The 18,466-nt window shown below is 71.0% G+C and carries 20 protein-coding genes; 9 read left to right on the plus strand and 11 right to left on the minus strand.

Annotated features, from left to right (window positions below; genetic code table 11):
- Window positions 1-79: 79 nt before the first annotated feature.
- The 4 genes from AB0L65_RS30815 to AB0L65_RS30830 all read left to right on the plus strand — a co-directional run bounded on the left by AB0L65_RS30815 (window position 80) and on the right by AB0L65_RS30830 (window position 2,938).
- Window positions 80-1,099: a helix-turn-helix domain-containing protein gene (locus AB0L65_RS30815; protein ID WP_364252082.1), complete on the plus strand. Its 1,020-nt coding sequence runs from the start codon at window positions 80-82 to the stop codon at window positions 1,097-1,099.
- A gap of 216 nt (window positions 1,100-1,315) precedes the next feature.
- A complete protein-coding gene (locus tag AB0L65_RS30820) occupies window positions 1,316-1,861 on the plus strand; it encodes a sigma-70 family RNA polymerase sigma factor (protein ID WP_350724287.1) in 546 nt (181 codons plus the stop codon).
- Window positions 1,854-2,120 carry a hypothetical protein gene (locus AB0L65_RS30825; RefSeq protein WP_350724289.1) on the plus strand — a complete coding sequence of 89 codons (267 nt, stop codon included), beginning with the start codon at window positions 1,854-1,856 and terminating at the stop codon, window positions 2,118-2,120. Before AB0L65_RS30820 ends, AB0L65_RS30825 begins: the two co-directional genes overlap by 8 nt.
- Window positions 2,121-2,185: 65 nt before the next feature.
- Window positions 2,186-2,938, plus strand: a complete 753-nt coding sequence (locus AB0L65_RS30830) for a hypothetical protein (protein ID WP_364252085.1) — start codon at window positions 2,186-2,188, stop codon at window positions 2,936-2,938.
- 62 nt (window positions 2,939-3,000) lie between these two features.
- On the opposite strand, the gene AB0L65_RS30835 is transcribed toward AB0L65_RS30830, so the two are convergent.
- Complete coding sequence (locus AB0L65_RS30835) at window positions 3,001-4,161, minus strand: pyridoxal phosphate-dependent aminotransferase (protein WP_364252088.1); 1,161 nt, start codon at window positions 4,159-4,161, stop codon at window positions 3,001-3,003.
- Between the two features lie 46 nt (window positions 4,162-4,207).
- On the opposite strand from AB0L65_RS30835, the gene AB0L65_RS30840 reads away from it, so the two are divergent.
- Entirely contained in the window at window positions 4,208-4,753 is a 546-nt protein-coding gene (locus AB0L65_RS30840; protein ID WP_364252091.1) for an XRE family transcriptional regulator, read from the plus strand.
- Window positions 4,754-4,810: 57 nt separating this feature from the next.
- Here AB0L65_RS30840 and AB0L65_RS30845 read toward each other — a convergent pair whose 3' ends face one another.
- From AB0L65_RS30845 to AB0L65_RS30855, 3 genes are all read right to left on the minus strand, one after another.
- Window positions 4,811-8,362 (minus strand): WD40 repeat domain-containing serine/threonine protein kinase, encoded by a 3,552-nt coding sequence (locus tag AB0L65_RS30845; RefSeq protein WP_364252094.1) that lies wholly within the window; start codon window positions 8,360-8,362, stop codon window positions 4,811-4,813.
- 73 nt (window positions 8,363-8,435) lie between these two features.
- Window positions 8,436-8,930 carry a hypothetical protein gene (locus AB0L65_RS30850; RefSeq protein WP_364252097.1) on the minus strand — a complete coding sequence of 165 codons (495 nt, stop codon included), beginning with the start codon at window positions 8,928-8,930 and terminating at the stop codon, window positions 8,436-8,438.
- A 61-nt stretch (window positions 8,931-8,991) separates the two neighbouring features.
- A complete protein-coding gene (locus AB0L65_RS30855; protein WP_364252100.1) occupies window positions 8,992-9,492 on the minus strand; it encodes an Rrf2 family transcriptional regulator in 501 nt (166 codons plus the stop codon).
- A gap of 82 nt (window positions 9,493-9,574) precedes the next feature.
- On the opposite strand from AB0L65_RS30855, the gene AB0L65_RS30860 reads away from it, so the two are divergent.
- A complete protein-coding gene (locus AB0L65_RS30860) occupies window positions 9,575-10,318 on the plus strand; it encodes an NAD(P)H-binding protein (RefSeq protein WP_364252103.1) in 744 nt (247 codons plus the stop codon).
- A gap of 6 nt (window positions 10,319-10,324) precedes the next feature.
- On the opposite strand, the gene AB0L65_RS30865 is transcribed toward AB0L65_RS30860, so the two are convergent.
- Window positions 10,325-10,699, minus strand: coding sequence for a nuclear transport factor 2 family protein (locus AB0L65_RS30865; RefSeq protein WP_364252106.1), 375 nt, complete (start codon window positions 10,697-10,699; stop codon window positions 10,325-10,327).
- 99 nt (window positions 10,700-10,798) lie between these two features.
- Between AB0L65_RS30865 and AB0L65_RS30870 the strand changes: the two genes are divergently transcribed.
- Entirely contained in the window at window positions 10,799-11,779 is a 981-nt protein-coding gene (locus tag AB0L65_RS30870) for a YafY family protein (protein WP_364252109.1), read from the plus strand.
- On the opposite strand, the gene AB0L65_RS30875 is transcribed toward AB0L65_RS30870, so the two are convergent.
- From AB0L65_RS30875 to AB0L65_RS30885, 3 genes are read right to left on the minus strand one after another with little or no spacing between them, the layout of a single operon-like run.
- Entirely contained in the window at window positions 11,764-12,516 is a 753-nt protein-coding gene (locus AB0L65_RS30875) for an FAD:protein FMN transferase (RefSeq protein WP_364252112.1), read from the minus strand. The genes AB0L65_RS30870 and AB0L65_RS30875 overlap by 16 nt on opposite strands.
- A complete protein-coding gene (locus AB0L65_RS30880; protein ID WP_364252115.1) occupies window positions 12,513-12,971 on the minus strand; it encodes an FMN-binding protein in 459 nt (152 codons plus the stop codon). Before AB0L65_RS30880 ends, AB0L65_RS30875 begins: the two co-directional genes overlap by 4 nt.
- A 14-nt stretch (window positions 12,972-12,985) precedes the next feature.
- The gene (locus AB0L65_RS30885; protein ID WP_364252118.1) at window positions 12,986-14,338 is read right to left on the minus strand and encodes a ferredoxin reductase family protein; all 1,353 of its coding nucleotides are present in this window, start codon (window positions 14,336-14,338) and stop codon (window positions 12,986-12,988) included.
- 124 nt (window positions 14,339-14,462) lie between these two features.
- Here AB0L65_RS30885 and AB0L65_RS30890 point away from each other — a divergent pair, with 124 nt between their 5' ends.
- Both AB0L65_RS30890 and AB0L65_RS30895 read left to right on the plus strand, forming a co-directional pair.
- Window positions 14,463-15,188, plus strand: coding sequence for a response regulator transcription factor (locus tag AB0L65_RS30890; RefSeq protein WP_364252121.1), 726 nt, complete (start codon window positions 14,463-14,465; stop codon window positions 15,186-15,188).
- Complete coding sequence (locus tag AB0L65_RS30895) at window positions 15,185-16,609, plus strand: HAMP domain-containing sensor histidine kinase (RefSeq protein ID WP_364252124.1); 1,425 nt, start codon at window positions 15,185-15,187, stop codon at window positions 16,607-16,609. The genes AB0L65_RS30890 and AB0L65_RS30895 overlap by 4 nt, the downstream gene beginning before the upstream one ends.
- Before the next feature lie 115 nt (window positions 16,610-16,724).
- On the opposite strand, the gene AB0L65_RS30900 is transcribed toward AB0L65_RS30895, so the two are convergent.
- The 3 genes from AB0L65_RS30900 to AB0L65_RS30910 are packed head-to-tail and all read right to left on the minus strand — an operon-like array spanning window position 16,725 to window position 18,445.
- Complete coding sequence (locus tag AB0L65_RS30900) at window positions 16,725-17,243, minus strand: MerR family transcriptional regulator (protein WP_364252127.1); 519 nt, start codon at window positions 17,241-17,243, stop codon at window positions 16,725-16,727.
- A 10-nt stretch (window positions 17,244-17,253) separates the two neighbouring features.
- Window positions 17,254-18,114 (minus strand): SDR family NAD(P)-dependent oxidoreductase, encoded by an 861-nt coding sequence (locus tag AB0L65_RS30905; protein WP_364252130.1) that lies wholly within the window; start codon window positions 18,112-18,114, stop codon window positions 17,254-17,256.
- 43 nt (window positions 18,115-18,157) lie between these two features.
- Window positions 18,158-18,445, minus strand: a complete 288-nt coding sequence (locus tag AB0L65_RS30910; protein ID WP_364252133.1) for a hypothetical protein — start codon at window positions 18,443-18,445, stop codon at window positions 18,158-18,160.
- Window positions 18,446-18,466 lie beyond the last annotated feature (21 nt).

The following is an 18,466-nucleotide window of genomic DNA, read 5'->3' on the forward strand; positions in this document are numbered from 1 at the left end:
ACGAGCGAGCAGGACGCGGGCGACCACCTCATCGGCCCCCGGCCGACCGCCGAAACAAGCCTGTATCCGCCACCGTGACATGGGTAGCATCGCTGCTTCCTATTGGCCGAAGCTCGAGAGGAAGAGTTACCAAATGCGCACGCGCCTGGTCATTGAGCGGCTTGATCGGGTACCCGTGACCGTGACGATGGTCCCCGGATTGTCCATGCTCGCGCTGATCTGCGATGCGCTCGCGGGCCGGGACAGGGGCGCCCCCGAACGATGGCGGCAACTGGTGCGCTCTGCCGCGGTGACACCCGACGGAATGGTGGTGGATTCGCTCGCGGCACCCGGCTACACCATCATTCCCGATGTCGCGTTCCCCGGAGACTTCAGCCGAGATCTGGACGTTCCCACGCAGCTCGAAATGATTCGCGATCTGCCGCCCGACGCGTTACAAACAGAGCTGGACTCCATAACCGACGGGCGGCCGCCGCCCCACTGGCAGCCCGCGATGAAGCACCCTCGCCGTTGGCTGCACGGGTTCGCCAACCTGCTGGGGCAGGCGTGGTCGGTCATGCATCCGGAATGGCAGCAGACCCGCGCGCTGTTCGATCGCGAAGTCGAGCGGATCGCCGTGGCCGGCGTCCGAAGAGCACTCGATGTCGTGCTCGATGACCTGCACGCCGACTGCACCTTCGGTGAGGGCGTGCTGAGCGTCCCCGACTACGGCCCCGACGAGTTCTCCATCGACTCGAGAGGCCTGGCGCTGATCCCCATGCTCGCCGGGCCGAACGCGCTCATCGTCCGCTTCGACGGCCCGGACGCCGCCTGGATCGGCTACCCCCCGCCGTACCTGACGGTGTCCCGGCCGAAGGACACCGAGGAGCAGCTCCAGTTCCTCTTCGGCGACGCACGGGCGACCATCCTGGCCAGCGTCGACCAGCCGATGTCGATGGGCGTTCTGGCCAGGCGCATCAAATGCCACCCCAGCGTGATCACCTACCACTGCAAGCGCCTCGAATCGGCGGGGCTGGTCACCCGGCGGCGCGACGGCAGGGAGATCTACGTCCACCTGACCAGGCGCGGCACGGCCCTTCTCGATCTCTTCTCCTCCTGACCTCGGCCCATCGCCTGCGCGGCTTCCAAGCCCCGCGTGGCCACCGCGGCACGAAGCGCGTAGTGGGTGAATCCTCTGGCGGGTCCGGCGCCTCTCATATGCGTTCCGTCATCGACGAAGGAGAGGTTGTCGTGATCGTTGCTGTGGGAGTCGCGGTCGCCGTCGTACTCATCTGCACCTGTAGCGTGGTCGTGCTGCGGCGAAGGAGGCGTACGCGTGGCTGAGACGACGACCTGGCCGGACGAGGCGGTGATCGCGGCAGCCCGCGACGGCGACGCCGAGTCGATCGCCGCGCTGGTGTCGGGCGCGCACCCGCACGTGCGGCGCTTCGCCCGCCACCTGTGCGCCACGCCGGAGGATGCCGAGGACGCGGCGCAGGAGGCGTTGATCGTCCTCTATCGCAAGATCGGTACGCTGCGCGCCACCGGCGCCCTGGTGTCGTGGATGTTCCGGATCATCCGCAACGAATGCGTACGCCGGGCCAGGTTGGCACTGCGGCCACCGCCTCCCCTCCACGGCGCCGCCATGCGGTCCGCGGAGGAGGAGGTGTTCGAGCGGCTGGAGGCGGCGCGGGTGGCGGCGGCCATCGCGGCGCTGCCGGCCGACCAGCGGCAGGTGCTGATCATGCGGGACGTCCAGGGCCTCAGCGGCCGGATGACCGCCGACGCGCTGGGCCTGAGCGTGGCGGCGATGAAGTCGCGCCTGCACCGCGCCCGCGCGGCCGTGCAGGACCGGCTGGGAGAGGGGGTGTGCGATGACTGACGGACACGAGTTCGCCAGCGCGTCGCTGCCTCGGCATCTGGCGCGTGGCGTGGTGGGGTTCGGGGCGCTGATCGGCTCGGTCGCGCTGATCCCGGTGATCGGGCCGGTCAGCCTGGTGCTGGCGCCGGTGGCGCTCCTGGCCTTCCGCGGGTGCCCGACGTGCTGGCTGATCGGCCTGGCGCAGACCGTCTCGATGGGACGGCTGCGGCGGTCGTGTACGGACGGCGTGTGCGAGCTGCACGTCGCCAAGAGGACATAGCCGGCCTCTCCGGGAGATCGGGGGAATCGCCCCGAGGCGTCGGCAATGATCGATAACGTTCCGGGATGAGTGATGCGTTTCCTCGGCACGTGCTCTGCGTGCTCGGCACCGGGCTGGACCTGTCGGAGATAGAACGGACTGCGGCCGGCTTCGGCGGGTTCGTCCTCGACCGCGAATACTCGGAGGCCGAACCCGACCCCCGGATGCCGGAGGCGTTCGAGGCCAGCATGGCGGCGGCCTCGTTCGACGAGGCGGACTGGGCCGCAGTGGAGTCCCACGACACCGTCGGGTACCTGCTGTCCGCGCCGATGATGCGGGAGCTGGCGTTCGACACCTCCCGGCGGCTGCTGGCGGTGACGGCCGCGCTGCTGCGGTCCGGAGCCACGGCGGTGAAGAACGAGAGCAGCGGGATCGCGCACGGCCGGGACCGCTGGCTCGCGCTGGCCGATCGCGCGGCCGAGGCCACGGCCGAGGCCCTGGCCGACGCGCTGGTCAGCGCCTGGGTGCAGCGGCCGCTCCACGACGGTCAGGTGCTCTACAGCTGCGGCATGCACCTGCTCGGCGCACCCGATGTGGAGATCGAGGTCGGTGCGGAGCTTCCGACGGAGGACAGGCTGGCCGAGCTCGTCGCGCACCTGGACACGCTCGCCATCTACCTGCTCACCGATCCGCGCGCGGAGGAGATCGAGGACGGCGCGGGGTTCCGGATGGCCGAGGACGCTCCGCGGTGGTTGCTGCGCACCGGCGCGTGCGACCGTTATGACGAGGACGATCTGTTCTTCAACCCGTACGGATACGTCCGGCTGACTCACGCCTAGCCGGCTGCGGTCCTCGACGTACCAGCCTGAACGGCGGCGCATATGTCCGAACTGTCCATGGTTCAGCCGATGGCCAGGCGGAAGCGGTCGCCGAGGTCGGCGAGGCGTTCGACGGGTTCGTTGGCGAACACGAGCCGCAGGTAGTGCCCACCGCTGGGACCCCAGCCGTCCATGGGGGTGGCGGCGACCTTCGCCCGGTCGAACAGGCGCCGGGACAGCTCGGCGGGGGTCAGCTCCAGGGGCCTGGTGTCGATGAGGAGTGACCACCCGCCGTGCGGCCGGACGATCGGGTACGCGGCGAGCCGGCGCAGGACCGTCTCGCAGCGCCGTTGCCACTCGGCGGTGGCGGCGGCGACGTCGGCATCGGCGTAGGGCGCGTCCAGCGCGGCGGCCACGGCGTCCTGTGCCAGGCCGACCTGGCAGACGACGTTGGTCAGGCCCACCAGGCGGATGTCGGCGACGATGTCGGCGGGGCCGGTCACCCAGCCGACGCGCCAGCCGATGAGCCGCAGCTCCTTGGAGGCCGAACCGACGGTGATGGTGCGCCGTGCCAGGCCCTCGTGGGCCGCCGGGTGGCTGGGAGGGCGGCCGTCGAAGCGGATGCGTTCCATGGCCGCGTCGTAGATCAACCAGGCGTCGTGGCGTTCGCAGGCGTCGGCGAGGGCGGACCAGTGGCGCTCGTCCAGGACGAGGCCGGTCGGCATCGCCGGCCCCATCATCAGGACCGCCGCCGTGTCGGGTCCGACGGCGTCGGCGAGCCGTTCGGGGTCGACGGTCCAGCCGTCCGCGGTGGGCTGCGCGGGGACGAAGCGGGGGATGCCGCCCGCGAGCCGGACCCGGTTGACCAGGCCGGCGTAGATGGGGTCGCACAGCACGACCTCCTGCCCGGGCTCCACGGTGGCCAGCAGCGTGTTGAGGATGCCGTTGAGCCCGCCGGCCACGCTGACGCATTCGGTGTCGGCGTCGTAGACGTGCCCGGAGATGCGCCCGACGTGCGCCGCGGCGGCCGCGCGAAGCGAGCGGCGCCCCTGGAACGGCAGATAGCTGTTGGCCGCGTCGTCGTCGACGGCGGCATGCGTGGCGGCGATGGCGACGGCGGGCGGCCGCAGGTCGGTGTCGAGGTTCTCCAGCCGCAGGAACTCCGGGTCGCCCACGGCGTCGGCCGCGTCGCCGACGGCGTCCACGCCGATGCCCGGGATGTCGCGCAGCCGCGTCACCGTCATGCCGCCTCCTTTATATTGGTACGTTCATACCACTATGCTGATACGCATGGAGCTCGCGCAAGTGGTGGGGACGAACGTGCACCGGCTGCGTACGGCGGCCGGGATATCGCTGGCCGACCTGGCGTCCGCCGGTGGCATCAGCAAGACCACGCTGCACGGCATCGAGCAGGGCCAGGGCAACCCGACCCTGAGCACCCTGTGGGCCCTGGCCACCGCGCTGAAGGCGTCCCTCGGCGAGCTGTTGGAAGCGCCCGCCACGACGGTCGAGGTGGTACGCGCCGACGACAGGCGGCCGCGGGTCGAGGGCGACGCGGTCGGCGCGCGGCTCCTGCACCGCATCAGGGTGCGCGGCACCGTCGAGGTCTACGACATCGCCATCGCCGAGAGCGCCCAGCACTCCGACGCCCACCTGCCCGGCGTCGAGGAGTGCCTCGTGCTCACCCACGGACGCGTCACCACCGGACCCGCCGATTCCCCCACCGACCTGGCCGAAGGCGATTCCATCCGGTTCGACGCCGCTCACCCGCACCTGTACCGAGGCCACACCCCGGACAATCGTGCTGTGCTTCTCATGGTCCACCCGGAGGGCTGACCCGTCATGACCGTCCCCGATGTGTCCGAACTGCGCACGAGCGGCTGTTCGAGGACATCAGGGGCAGATCTTCCGGTAGGGCAGGCCGGGCAGATACTCCTGCCACTCCGCACGCGTCAGCGAGCGCCCGGCCCGGGCGCAGACGGCTGCGGCCGTGCGCTCCGGATCGACGGAGACCGCGCGCAGCACACCCGCCTCGTCGATGGTACGGAGCACCGCGCCACCGGCTCCGAACCCGGCCGCCATCAGCGGCTCGTCCGCCCCTGCGATCGACGACCCGAGCTTGCGAGGCGTGATGGGGTCCCAGAGCTGGACCTCCCTCTCAGTGAGGGACGCGGTCACGCCGCCCGTACGGGAGAAGACCAGCTGGATGATCCCGGTGGCGTCGCCCGGATACGGACGCAACGTCGGACCACGCCGCTTACCCGTGCGCAGATCCCAGAAGGCGAGCCTGCCCGACTGGCTGTAGGCGGCGAGGCTAGCCCCATCAGGACTGAAGGCGATGCTCCTCAAACCGCTGCTCAGCCCTCCTGGACCGAAGGCGGGGCCGACCGGCTGCCCGGTGGAGAGATCGATCAGGTGGTTGGCCGAGTCGCTCATCGGAGCGATGATCGTGCCGCCCGGCCGGAACACGATGCCCATCAGGTAGTTCGTGTCGATGGGCCGCAACCACTTGTGATGCGGCACGTCCCAGACGAAAAGCCGGTTTCGGGATGCGCCGCCGGTATCGGTGGCGGCGATCGCGACAAGCGTCCCGTGCTCGTTCACGGCCACGGCTTCCGCCATCCACTCACCCGGCAACTGGGCCCTGGTCACGCGCGACGGCTGCGCGGTGTCCCACATCTCCAGCGGCTTCCCCATGCCGCTGAAGGCCGCCAGCAGCCGCCCGTCTCCGCTGAACGCGAAGGCCAGGGTGCCGTCCCCGATCCTTATCTTCAGGGGCGATCCCAGTGGGCGGAGCTTCTCCGCGTCCCAGAGCACGAGCTGCTTCGCCTCGTACTGGTGCGTGGCGAGGAATCGTCCATCAGTGCTGAACACGGCGGACTCAGGGGCGTGGCCGGGCAGCCGCGTGAGGTGGAGGACATCGGAGATGTCCAGGCCCACCACGGTCTCGTCGGTCAGGTAACGCAGGGTCGTGCCGTCGAAGCCCACGCTCTCGGGTGCGCTCCGGTAGGAGAGCACGGTGTTCCCGTCCGAGACCCGGACAAGCTCAAGGCTGTTGTTCTTCCTGACCACGAGGTAGCGGCCGTCCGGGCTGAACCACATTCTGGTGTCGCCGTAGCCGTTCCCCCCGAGCGTCGGCTGGCCGGCGAGGTCGCGTCCCGTGTGTGCGTCGACGAGGGAGACCCCTGAATCGGTGGCGCAGGCGATGGTCCGTCCGTCCGGGCTGATGGCCGCCGTCCACACCTCCTTGGCCTTGGCGCAGCCGCCCGAGCGGGGCCATGGTGCCACCGGTTTCCCGCTCGGCAGCCTCAGCAGGCTGAACCGGCGCATGACACCCCCGTTCACGACCAGGTCGTTGGCCAGGGTGACGGAGGGTTCGAGCATGCCGTCCCCCGCCTCGATGTCCGCGCCGGTCCGCGTGTCCCAGAGGCCGCCGGCCTGGGATCCCAGCACGTTGACGTACCGGTCGCCGGTCTGGAACGTGACCCCGTTGAAGTTTTCCGGCTCCTCGATCCTCCGTCTGGCTCCGGTCTGCCTGCCGGTGCTCGTATCCCAGATGCGGATCTCATGGCCCGCCGCCACGGCCAGCATCCGGCCGCTGGGGCTGAGGCTGGCGCCCAGGAACTTCTCCCCGCCGATCTTCAGGTCGTCCCAGCCGCCGGTCTTCTTCCCGGTCCGCAGGTCGTAGATTCGCACCCCCTGCGGGGACACGCTGACGAACGTGCGCCCGTCCCTGGTGATCTGCCGTACGGTCTCCGCGCCCGAGTCCGGGTCGGAGAACGCCGCGCGCTCGCGCTGCGCCCAGGCGTTCTGCAGCGTCGCCCGCGTCGCGGTGACCGGGGCCAGCCGCCAGGCGGCGACGCTGAGCAGCATCGCCCGTACCGGGTCCGTCGTGCGCATCGCGTCGGCCTGTGCCGCCACCTTGCCCGCGACCGCCTCGTCCCGCTGTGCGGCGACGATCCTGCTCTGCTCCGAGATGACGAGGCTTTGCCGTACGGCGACGCCGCCGCCGATCAGGGCGAGGACGAGCAGGGCGGACAGGGTGACGGTGAGGAGGCGGCGGCGCCGGATCCGGTGGCGGGTGGCGGCGTTGCAGGCGTCGAGGAAGTCGCGTTCGAGCTTGCTGAGCGTGAGATGACGGCGTCCGGTGGCGGCCCAGCGCAGGGCCGTCTCCAGGCGGCTGCCCTGGAAGACGTCGCCTTCACGGCGCCCGTGGGTGTTCCAGTGACGTGCGGTGGCGCGGATCAGGTCGTGCGTGGGCAGGCCCTCGCGCTCGTCGCCGACCCAGGACCGCAGCCGTGGCCAGGCCTGTAACAGGGCGGGCCGGGCCAGCGCGACGTCGTCGCCTCGAACGGCGATCACGTAGGAGAAGACCTCCAGGATCCGTTCGAGCGCGGCCCGCTCGTCCGGTGTCCTCGCCTCGAACAGCTCCTCATGCGACGCGGCGCGTACGGTCACCTCACCGGCGTCCGTGACGGCCACCATGCGCAGGAACAGGTCGGGCACCAGGTCGCGTTCGCCGGGGCTGAGGAACCCGTAGGCGTCCTCCGCAAGCGTGCCGAGGGCGGGATCGGCCGCGGCACCCCGGCTGAGCAGCCCGGCCTCGGCGCTGCCGACGGTGAGCAGGTCGGCCTGGCCGCCCTGGAACCCGCTGATCAGGCCGAGCAACAGCTCGCGCGCGGTAGGCCGGGCGAGTGGATCCTTGGCCAGGGCCGCCGAGACCAGCGGCCGCAACGAACGCGGCAACGCGGAGAGGTCGGGTTCGGCGGACAGGACGCGGTGCATGACCGCGCCCAGGCTCTCGGCCCGGAAGGGGTCGTCGCCGTTGGCGGCGTAGAGCACGATCGCACCCCAGGAGAACACGTCGGCGGGAGCACCGGCACGCTGGCCGGTGAACACCTCCGGCGCCATGTAGGTCGGGGTGCCGGCCACCAGACCGGTGGCGGTCAGCGACATCTCCAGGGTCCGCGCCACCCCGAAGTCGATGACGCGCGGACCGTCGGGACCCAGCAGCACGTTGTCCGGTTTGAGGTCGCGGTGCACGACGCCGGCGTCATGGATCGCGGTCAGCGCCGTGGCCACCGCGGTGGCCAAACGGTGCAACTCGTCGCCGCTGAAGCGGCGCCCGTCGGCGACGGCCTGACGCAGGCTCGGCCCTTCGACGTAGTCGCTGACGATGTACGGCTTGGGCGCGTCCAGATCGACCGCCAGCACGCGTGCCGTGCAGAACGAGGCCACCCGCCGGGCCGCCGTGGCCTCCTTGCCGAAGCGCGACCGCAGATCCGGATCGCCGGCGGCGTCACCGTGCAGCACCTTGATGGCCACCCGGTCGCCCTGCGCGTCGTACGCCTCGTAGACCACCCCCTGGCCCCCGGCGCCCAGCCGCCCGGCCAGCCAGAAGTCCCCCAGCCGAAGAGGATCCCCAGGCAGCAGGGCCGACGCCATCTGATCACCCCGTCATCTCGGATCTTCTACGTCCTTAGATGCGGCCCCTGCGGCGGAAGTTGTCCTTCGTCGATCACCCGGCGGCGCCATGGTCGGGGAAGAGCCCCTGAAGGAGCGTGTAGCCCGGCATGCGTTCGGCCGGACGCACACCCACCGTGAACATCTCCGGCTCGTCGAACACCGGCTCTCCGTTCGGGCGGCGTGCGTACGGGACGCGCCCGTAGTCCACGCCGTCGTTCTGGTCGAAGCTCATCCAGGTGATCGCCTCCTGCTCCCCTTCGAGCAGCGGGAGGTTGGAGACGGCCCGGCTGAGGACCTTGTCCGGCGTGATCACCCATACCTGGGGGACCGCGAAGATCCATCGCGTCGCGGCGATCTCCTGGGCCCTGGTGGCGGCTCGATTCTCGAAGTCCGTGGCCGACTGCTGGTCGCGAAGGTAGTCGTAGTCGCTGAGCACGAGTTGGCGTTCACCCTGGAGCGCCACGATGGCCGGGCAGTCGCGGGCGAGGATGCTCTTCTCCAGCCGGCCGATCACGTCGAAGAGCAACGTGGCCGTCTCGTCGTTCATCACGTCCTCCGAACTTCGCAGTCCTCCACAGATCCTGCCATGACGCAATGGGATGGATCTCTCAGCGGAGGGCGTCATCTCCAGGGGGACGGGTCTGCCCGGTGAGCAGCGATCGAGTGCGGGCCGGCGCCGACGGAGGCAGGTCGGCGAGGACATCGGCGAGCGAGACCCCGGCCAGGCTGCCGCGCCACACCCGATGCGCCTCGGCCATCTTCACGGCGAGGATGCAGGCCTGCCGGCACTCCTCGGCCGGAAGCGCGCCGCGGCCCTGCCTGCGGATCTCGCGGCATTCGTACGGAGCGGAGGCTCCGTCCACCGCCTCCACGATCTGCAGCAACGTGATCTCCGCGGGCTCGCGCGCGAGCCGGAACCCGCCGCGCGGCCCTGTCGTCGCAGACAGCACGCCCGCCTTGACGAGCGACTGGAGCTGCTTGGCGAGGTAGGGCGCGGGCAGGTCGTAGTAGTCCGCCAGCTGGGCGGCCGATGCGGTGGTCCCCGGTTCGAGCTGCGCCAGCGAGGTGGCGCAGTGCAACAGCCATTCGGTGCTTACGGGCAGCTTCACGATCGGCAGGATATCGTGGATATTGCGGACCCGTTTAGTCCGAGATATGGTCCTGGTTGATCGTGGACAAGGAGTGATCTTCATGCGGATCGCCGTCGCCGGCGCGACCGGCAACATCGGTTCCCTGACCGTGGCCGCCCTCGAACGGGACGGGCACGACGTCGTACGCATCAGCCGTTCGCTCGGCCTGGACCTGCTCACCGGTGACGGGCTCGATGACGCCCTCTCCGGGGTCGAGGCCGTCATCGACGTCACCAACGGGCCGGAGGGGGATCGGGCCGAGACGGTGGCCTACTTCGCGGCGGCCACCCGTAACCTGCTCGCCGCCGAGGAACGGGCCGGCGTACGCCACCATGTGCTGCTGTCGATCGCCGGGGTGGGCCGGATCGACGGCAATGCGCACTACGCAGGCAAGCGGGAGCAGGAACGCCTGGTGGTCGCGGGCCCGGTGCCGTGGACGGTCGTACCGGCCACGCAGTTCCATGACTTCGCGGAGATGGTGGCCGGCTGGACCGAGCAGGACGGCGTGGCCACGGTCGCGCCGCTGCTCATGCAGCCGATCGCGCCCGCGGACGTGGCCGCCATCCTGGCCGAGATCGCGGTGGGCGAGCCGCAGGGACGCTACGTGGACGTCGCGGGGCCCGAGCCGCAGGACCTCGTCGACATGGCCCGGCGTACGCATCGGGCGCGCGGCCGGGAGGTGAAGCTCGTGCCGACCTGGTCGGGCTTGTTCAGCCCGGAGATGGCCGGCAACGTGCTGCTGCCGGGCGAGGACGCCCGCATCGCGCCGACGACGTTCGACGACTGGCTCCAGGAGCAGAAGTGACCCGGGTCAGTGCTGGACGGCGCCTCGGGCCTTGTGCATCGGGAGCATGTCGAAGATGCTGATCACGCGCGTGATCCTGCCGTTCTCGACGGTGAAGTAGTCGATGCCGCGGAAGTCCTTCAGCAGCGGGGTGTCGGTGGTGTACACGGTCGCCGCGTTCGTGTCGTTGCCCAGGACGTCGATGACGGTGGCGCTGATCAGCGAGGTCGCGAACGGTTCGAGGAACCCGCGGTAGCCCTCCACCCCCTCGAACGTGCCGGTCGGGGCCTCGCACACGACGTCGTCGGCGAGGAGGCTCAGGGCCTTGTCGATGTCCTTGCTGGTCCACGCGCGGACGAAGTCGTCGGCGATCTGCTGGGCGAGCCCGTTCGTTCCGGTCACAGCACAGTTCCTTTCAGAGACGCCGCCCCCGGTGGGCGGCCCGTCTACCTGCATCTTCACGGGGATATATGTCAGGTAGCGTCATATACCTTTGAAGACGTGAGATCCGAGCGCCTGCTGTCGATCATGCTGCTGCTGCAGACCCACGGGCAGCTGCCGGCCGGTGACCTGGCCGAGCGCCTGGAGGTGTCGGTCCGCACCGTCATGCGCGACGTCGAGGCGCTGTCGTCGGCCGGCGTGCCCGTCTACACCGTGCGCGGCCCCCACGGCGGCATCGCGCTGCTGCCCGGCTACCGCACCAACGTCACCGGCATGACCGCCGACGAGGCCCGCGCGCTGTTCGTGCTGATGTCCGGCCACGCTCACACCGAGCTGGGCCTGGGGCAGGCCCTCGGCTCCGCGCTGCGCAAGCTGATGGCCGCCCTGCCCGCCCCGCACCGGCCCGACGCCGACCTGGCCAGCCGCCGCATCCTCATCGACCCGGTGCGCTGGCGCGGCGGACCGGCGCGCTCGGCGACCGGCTCCGCCGTCGACCTGGCCGTGCTCCAGCAGGCCGTCTTCAACGACCGGCGGCTGCGCCTGCGCTACCGGCACGGCCGCGACAACCGTGTCCGCTCCTACACCCTCGATCCGTACGGCCTGGTCAACAAGGCCGGCGTCTGGTACCTGGTCGCCGACCACCGTGGCGAGCCCGCACTCTTCCGAGCCGACCGGGCCCTGTCAGCCGGCATCCTCGACGAGCCCGTACGACGCCGCGACGGCCTCGAACTGGCCGACGTCTGGGACGGCCTGCGCCGCCACATCGACGAGATCCCCGCCCCGCTGCCCGTCACGGTCAGCGTCCACCGGGACATCCTGGCCAGATTCCTGCGCATCCACGAAGCCGACCTGGCCGGCCCTCCTCCCGCGACCGACCAGCGAGCAGCGCGGGTGCACGTCGAACTGCACTTCCGCTCCCTGGCCGCGGCAGAGGTGCTCCTGGCCTTCGGCACCGACGCCGAAGTCCTCGCCCCGGCCGAGCTCCGCCGGACCCTGGCCCGCAAGGCGGCCGAAGCCGCCGCCCGCTACAACTGTGCATAACGGTGGAAACCGCTGGTACGCCAGACCGCTCCCGACGAGGTCACCGCGAACGCCTCCAGCTCGTCCTGCTCCTCCACCCACTCCCGCGCCGCTGAGCCCATCGCGAACGCGGCGGTGGCGTAGGCGTCCACGGTGGTCAGGTCGTACCCGACGAGGGTGAGCGAGGCCAGCGCGGTGGCGGGAGCGCCGGTGTGCGGGTCCACGATGTGGTGCCCGCGTTCGGCGGTGCCGGAGGTGGCGACCGCCAGGCCAGTCCCCGAGACGACGGCGGCCAGCGTCCCGGGCCGCAGCGGGTCGGCGATGCCCACCCGCCACGGCCGGCCAGGCTCCGGTGATGAGCCGAGGCGGACGTCCCCGCCGCCGTTGACGCTGTGCCGCCGCGCGCCCGCCGCCGCCAGCAGCGCCGAGGCGTGCTCGATGGCCCAGCCCTTGACCAGCGCGGACGGGTCGAGCCGGCCGCCGGGCATGAGCGTGAAATAGCCGCCGGTGTCGCGCTCGACCTGGGCGCAGCGGGCCAGCACGCGGACGATCTCGGGCGGGCAGCTCTCCGGGACGATCTCGCCCCGGCCGAGGCGGCTGATCGGGCTGCCGGGCCGGTACGTGGAGAAGAGGGCGTCCACGTGGTGCAGCCAGGCCACCGCCTCCTCGATCGCCGACGTGATCCGCTCGGATGCCTCGTGCCGGACGTCGAAGGAGAACACCGTCCCCATGACGTGCTCGACGTGCCGGATCGTCACAGCCCCGCCCGGTCGATCGCGCTCTGCAGGGAGCGGGTGTAGCCCTCGCTGGTGTAGGTGGCGCCGGACACCGTGTCGATCTGCGCGCTCTGCGCCGACAGCGCCTCCTGGGTGAGGATCGGCAGCGCGGCGTCGTTGATCTCGATGTCACGGCGGTTGCCGTCGGGCGCCTGCAGCACCTGGACGTCGGCGATCTTCCCGCCGGACACGGTGATCGCGACCTGCACCGGGCCCCAGCGGGTGTCGGCCGGATCGCCGGTCACGGTGGTCCCCTGAGCCGGCGTGGTGCCCTGAGCCGGCGTGCTGCCCTGAGCCGGCGTGGTGCCGGACTGCTTCTGGGCCAGGGCGGCGGGTGGCTGGGCCGCCTGCGACACGTCGTGCGGCTTGAAGGACAGCAGCAGCACCAGGCCCACGGCGGTGGCCAGCACGGCGAGCAGTGCTCTACGGATGGGCATTTATCGTCGTACTCCTAGAACTCGAAGGATTCGTGATGGATGTGCCGCCGGGGCACTCCTGCGGCCCGCAACGCCCGGATCGCGGCCCGGGTCATCTCGGCGGGGCCGCACACGTACACGTCGTGGTCGCGCAGGCCGGGCACGACCTGGGCGAGCACCGCCGCGTCGAACGGGCCACCGGGGCCGCGGGGGCCGGTCGAATAGTGCAGGTTCGCGCCCCGGGCGACGGCGATGTCCTCGAGCTCCTGCCTGAACACCAGGTCGGCCTCCCTGCGTGCCCGGTAGAGCAGGGTCAGCTCGCCGGGAAGTGACTCGAACAGCGCGCGCAACGGGGTGATGCCGACGCCGCCCGCGATTAGCAGCACCTGCCGGCGGGAGCGCAACCGGCCGGTGAAGGCCCCGTACGGTCCCTCGGCGAAGATCCGCGTCCCGGGGCGCAGCCCGGCCAGCGTCGCGCTGTGGTCTCCGAGCGCCTTGACCGTGATCCGCAGCCCGCCGGCACCGGGCGGGGCCGACAGCGAGTACGGGTTCGCCGACCACCACAGCCCCTTGGCCAGGAAGCGCCAGCGGAAGAACTGGCCGGGCTCGGCGCGCAGCCGTTCCAGTCGCCGGCCGGTGACCTGGATGGAGATCACGCCGGGGGCTTCGGCGGTCACCGCGGCCACCCGCAGCCGATGCCGCAGGAACAGCCGGACGGGTGCCAGGAGCCGGTACCAGGCGACGAGCGCGGCCACGCCGAGATAGAGGACGTACCAGGCGACCTGGGCGGCCCGGTCGCCGGCGAACTCCGCGCCGGTGGCGAGCTGGTGGCCGAAGGCCAGGTAGGCGGCGACGTAGGTGTAGAAGTGCAGCAGGTACCAGGTCTCGTAACCGATCCGGCGGCGGGCGGCACGGGCCGAGATCGCGCCGATGCCGAGCAGCAGCAGGCAGGCCGCGGTGGCCTCCCACATCTCGGGGAAGGTCACGACCATGGTGACGGCCTCGTCCGTCACGTGCTGCCCGTCGGTGATCGCGTACCCCCAGATGACCGACAGCACGTGCGCGGTCATCAGGCCGACGACGTAACGCCCGCCCATGGCGTGCCAGCGGGTCAGCCGGTCGGTGCCGACGCCGTGCTCCAGCGCGGGCACCCGCGCCATCAGCGCGATCAGCACCGCCATCGCGTAACCGGCCAGCAGGCCGGTGATTCGCCCGGCGTTCGTGAGCCAGCCGGCCGCGCCCACCACCGCGGACGTGTCCCGCCACCACAGCGCGACGACCGCGACCGCGCCCAGGCCGATCAGGACGAGCACCGGGCCGGGGCGGGCCACGAACCCGGTGGACCTGACCTGCGGGGCGGTTCGGGATGGTACGTGCGTGATGGTCACACCGTTCTCCTGCTTCTCCGGGAACGGGACCCACCGTGCCAAGCGAAACTCTGCGTTCCTTCTGAACGGCCCGGGACGGAGGTGGTCTCATAGGATTTTCAGAAGATTTCGGTATGAAATGGACATGGAGGTGACCGAGCCGGTGTTGCTGCGTCCTGACGGTGCGCCGATCCGCGTGCTGGTCGTGGACGACGAACCGGACATCGTCGAGGTGCTGGAGACGGTGCTGCTCCAGGAGGGGTGGCGGGTCCGCGCGGCCGGCGACGGCATGACCGCGGTGCGGGCGGCGGAGGAGTTCGTGCCGGACGCGGTGGTCCTGGACGTGATGCTGCCCGATCTGGACGGCCTGGAGATCATGCGCCGGATCCGCGAGCGACTGCCGGAGGTGTGCGTGCTGTTCCTCACCGCCAGGGACGCGGTGGAGGACCGCGTGGCCGGGATCACCGCCGGCGGCGACGACTACGTGACCAAGCCGTTCAGCCTGGACGAGGTGCTGGCCCGGCTGAACGGCCTGCTGCGCCGCGCGGGGATGGCCCGGGCCGGGAACGGCACGCGGCTCGTCGTGGCCGATCTCGTCATGGACGTCGAGGCCAGGGAGGTGACCAGGGCGGGAACGTTGATCGACCTGACGCCGACCGAGTTCGACCTGCTGCGGCTGCTCATGCTCAACCCGCGCCGGGTGCTGAGCAAGGCCCAGATCCTCGACCACGTCTGGTCCTACGACTTCGGCGGGCAGGCCCATGTGGTCGAGCTGTACGTCAGCTACCTGCGCAAGAAGATCGACGCGGGCCGCGAGCCGCTCCTCCACACCGTCCGCGGCGTCGGCTACGTGCTCAAGCCGCCCGCATGAGCCGCCTCCTGCCGCGCACGCTGCGGGGCCGGCTCGTCGCGGGGGTCCTGGCGCTGCTGGCGCTGGCCTGCGCGGCCGTCGGCGTCGCGACGTCGTTCGCGATGGACCGCTTCCTGATGGGACGGGTGGACCAGCAGCTCGCCACGATCGGCGGCAGGTACGCGGCGAGCCTGGAGCACGGCGACGACCGGAGCGGGGGCGACACGCGCAGCCAGGCCCCGGGCACCTTGGGAGTGCGCCTCGCCGGCGGCGTGATCACTCAGGCGGCGGTGGTGACCCCGTACGACGACGATCGGGCGCGGCTCGCCGGCGGTGACCAGGCCGTCCTGGCCGCGTTGCCGGCCGACGGCGTGCCCAGGACCGTGTCCCTGTCGAGCCTGCGCGAGTACCGGGTCGTCGCCGTACCGGGCCGCGACGGCGACGTGCTCATCACCGGTCTGCCGTTGCACGAGGCCGAGGAGACCTTGAGGCGCATGCAGGTGTTCGAGGTCTTCATGTTCGGCGCCGCGCTGGCCGTCACCGGCGTCGCCGGCGCGGTGTGGGTCAGGCTCGCGCTGCGCCCCCTGGAACGCGTGGCCGCCACCGCCCGGCAGGTCACCCGGCTGCCGCTGGCCAGCGGCGAGGTGGCGCTGACCGAACGGGTGCCCGACACCGATCCGCGTACCGAGGCCGGGCAGGTGGGGGCCGCGTTCAACAGCATGCTGGGGCACGTGGAGGCGGCGCTGGCCCGCCGGTACGCCGTCGAGCAGCGGCTGCGCGCGTTCGCCGCCGACGCCAGCCACGAGCTGCGCACCCCGCTCGCCGCCATCCGCGGCCACACCGAGCTGGCCCTTCGCGGCGCCGAGCCGATGCCCGAGGGGGTACGGCACGCGCTCGACCGCATCGACGCCGAGTCCGGCCGGATGAGCGAACTGGTCGCCGACCTGCTGCTGCTCGCCCGGCTGGACGCGGGCCGGCCGCTGGCGCGGGACGAGGTGGATCTCACCAAGCTGGCCATCGAGTCCGTCGGTGACGCCAGGGTCGCCGCGCCCGCCCACCGCTGGCGGCTCGAACTGCCCGAGGAGCCGGTCACCGTCCAGGGCGACCCGTCGCGGCTGCGCCAGGTGATCACGAACCTGCTGACCAACGCCGGTACGCACACCCCCGAAGGCACGGCGGTCACCCTGACGGTACGACGGGCGCCGGGTGCGGCGGAGCTGACGGTCGCGGACGGCGGGCCCGGCATCCCGGCGGACATGCAGGAGGAGATCTTCGAGCGCTTCTCCCGCGTGGACAAGGGGCGATCGCGCGCTTCCGGCGGCACGGGGCTCGGCCTGGCGATCGTCAAGGCGGTGGTCGCCGCGCACGGCGGCACGATCGGCGTCGAAAGCCGCCCCGGCCGCACCGCCTTCCACCTCCGCCTGCCCGACCCCGGGCAATAGCGGGTGTCATGCGGAAAATGAGAGGCACGCGAGCGGAGTGATGGCCTACCGTGCCGCGAGGATGAAGCCTCCCGCCGGCTATGTCGAGTTCGTCATCGCCGAGGGCACCTCGCGCCTATGCCCGTAGTGCCCGTCGCGTCGTCCGGTCGACGGCAGGGGTCTGGACGTCCGGCCCGGTCTCGCCGCCGTACGTGGTGATCTTGTACTCGACGGCCGTCAGGGAAAGGGTCAGCTCACGGATCCGGCGGCGGATCGTGTCACGATGCTCGATGAGCATGTCGAGCCGCTCGGGCACCGTGTGCTCACCGGCATCGACGAGCGAGACGTAGTCCTGCAGGTCACGCATCGCCATCCCGGACAACCGCATCCGGGTCAGGAACACCAGCCGCCGCACCGCGCCGGCATCGTAGACGCGATGACCGTGGCCGTCCCGGCCCACCACGACCAGCCCGGCCCGCTCGTAATAGCGCAACGTGTGCGGCGAGATCCCGAGCAGATCGGCGACGTCGGCGATCGCCATCGGCTCGGACACCTCGGCCAGATCGGAGAGGCGGAGGATCGCCTCGACCGACATCGCGCCGTCGTCGTCGCCGAGCGTTGCCAGCGCCCTGGTCATCAGATCGTCGGTGGCCATGACCACCAGCCTAAATCGGCCGGACCGATGCCGGGACATCCGGGAAGTCGGCGCTGCGGGCGGTCTCGGCCCACCGCTCGACCTCCTCCAGGCCACGCCGGTACGCACCCGAGATCCGCTCGACCGCCTCACGCCCGAGCGGCAGCCGCAGCGGCACCTGCTCACCATGCGCGAGGGACACGATGATCTCGGCCGCCCGCACCGGATCGCCCTCCTGACGGCCGTCGGCGCCGGCCATGTCCGAACGGACGGCGGCCAGCAGCTCACGGTAGGTCTGCGACGCCTCCACGAACTCCAGCGTCTCACCCGCATGGAAATCGGTCCGGAACCGGCTCGGCTCCACGATCACCACCCGGATCCCGAACGGCGCGACCTCCCCGGCCAGCGCCTCGGACCACCCTTCCAGCGCGAACTTCGACGCGGAGTACGCCGACACCCCCGGGAACGACATCCGCCCGCCCTGGCTGCTCATCTGCACGATCGTCCCGGTGCCCCGCGCGCGCATCGCGGGCAACGCCGCCCGCACCAGCGCGGCCGGCCCGAACAGGTGCAGATCCATCAGCTCACGCAACTGCGCGTCACCGACCTCCTCGACCGCGCCGACCACGGCCCGGCCCGCGTTGTTGACCAGCACGTCGAGCTGCCCGAAACGGACAAGGGCGGCACGCACGAGCTCCCCGGCCGCGCCGGCGTCCCGGACGTCGAACTCCGCGATCAGGCAGCTGTCGGGGTAGGCGTCCGCCAGGTCGGCCACGCTCTCGGGCCGGCGCACCGCCGCCACCACGCGGTCGCCCGCCGCGAGCGCCGCCTCCGCCAACGCGCGTCCGAAACCGCGGGACGCGCCGGTGATGATCCAGGTCTTTGTCGTCATGCCGGCGACGCTACGGCTTCGAGCGCGCTCGAACGCAAACCGGCTAATTGGGGCCGCGCGCCCGGAAAGCCATGACGTAGAAAACCGTTGAGGCGACGAGGAAGCAGACGGTGGGAACCATCAGGATGAGTCTCAACAGCGGATCGACGTCCAGAACTAGGGGAAGCAGCATTGTCGTCAGCGAGGCGGACATGAAGATCTGCGCCCAGGAGAACGGCTTCCAATAAGCCCATTTACCTGCCGGAACCCAGCGCGGGAGCCCTCGGTTGATCAGTGTGAAGACGCCGAACAAGAACGGAAAAGCACACGACGTGAGAGCGATCAGCGCCATGTAGTGCGTGACTGTCTCTAA

Source organism: Nonomuraea sp. NPDC052116, from assembly GCF_040680035.1.
GTDB classification, from domain to species: Bacteria; Actinomycetota; Actinomycetes; order Streptosporangiales; family Streptosporangiaceae; genus Nonomuraea; species Nonomuraea angiospora_A.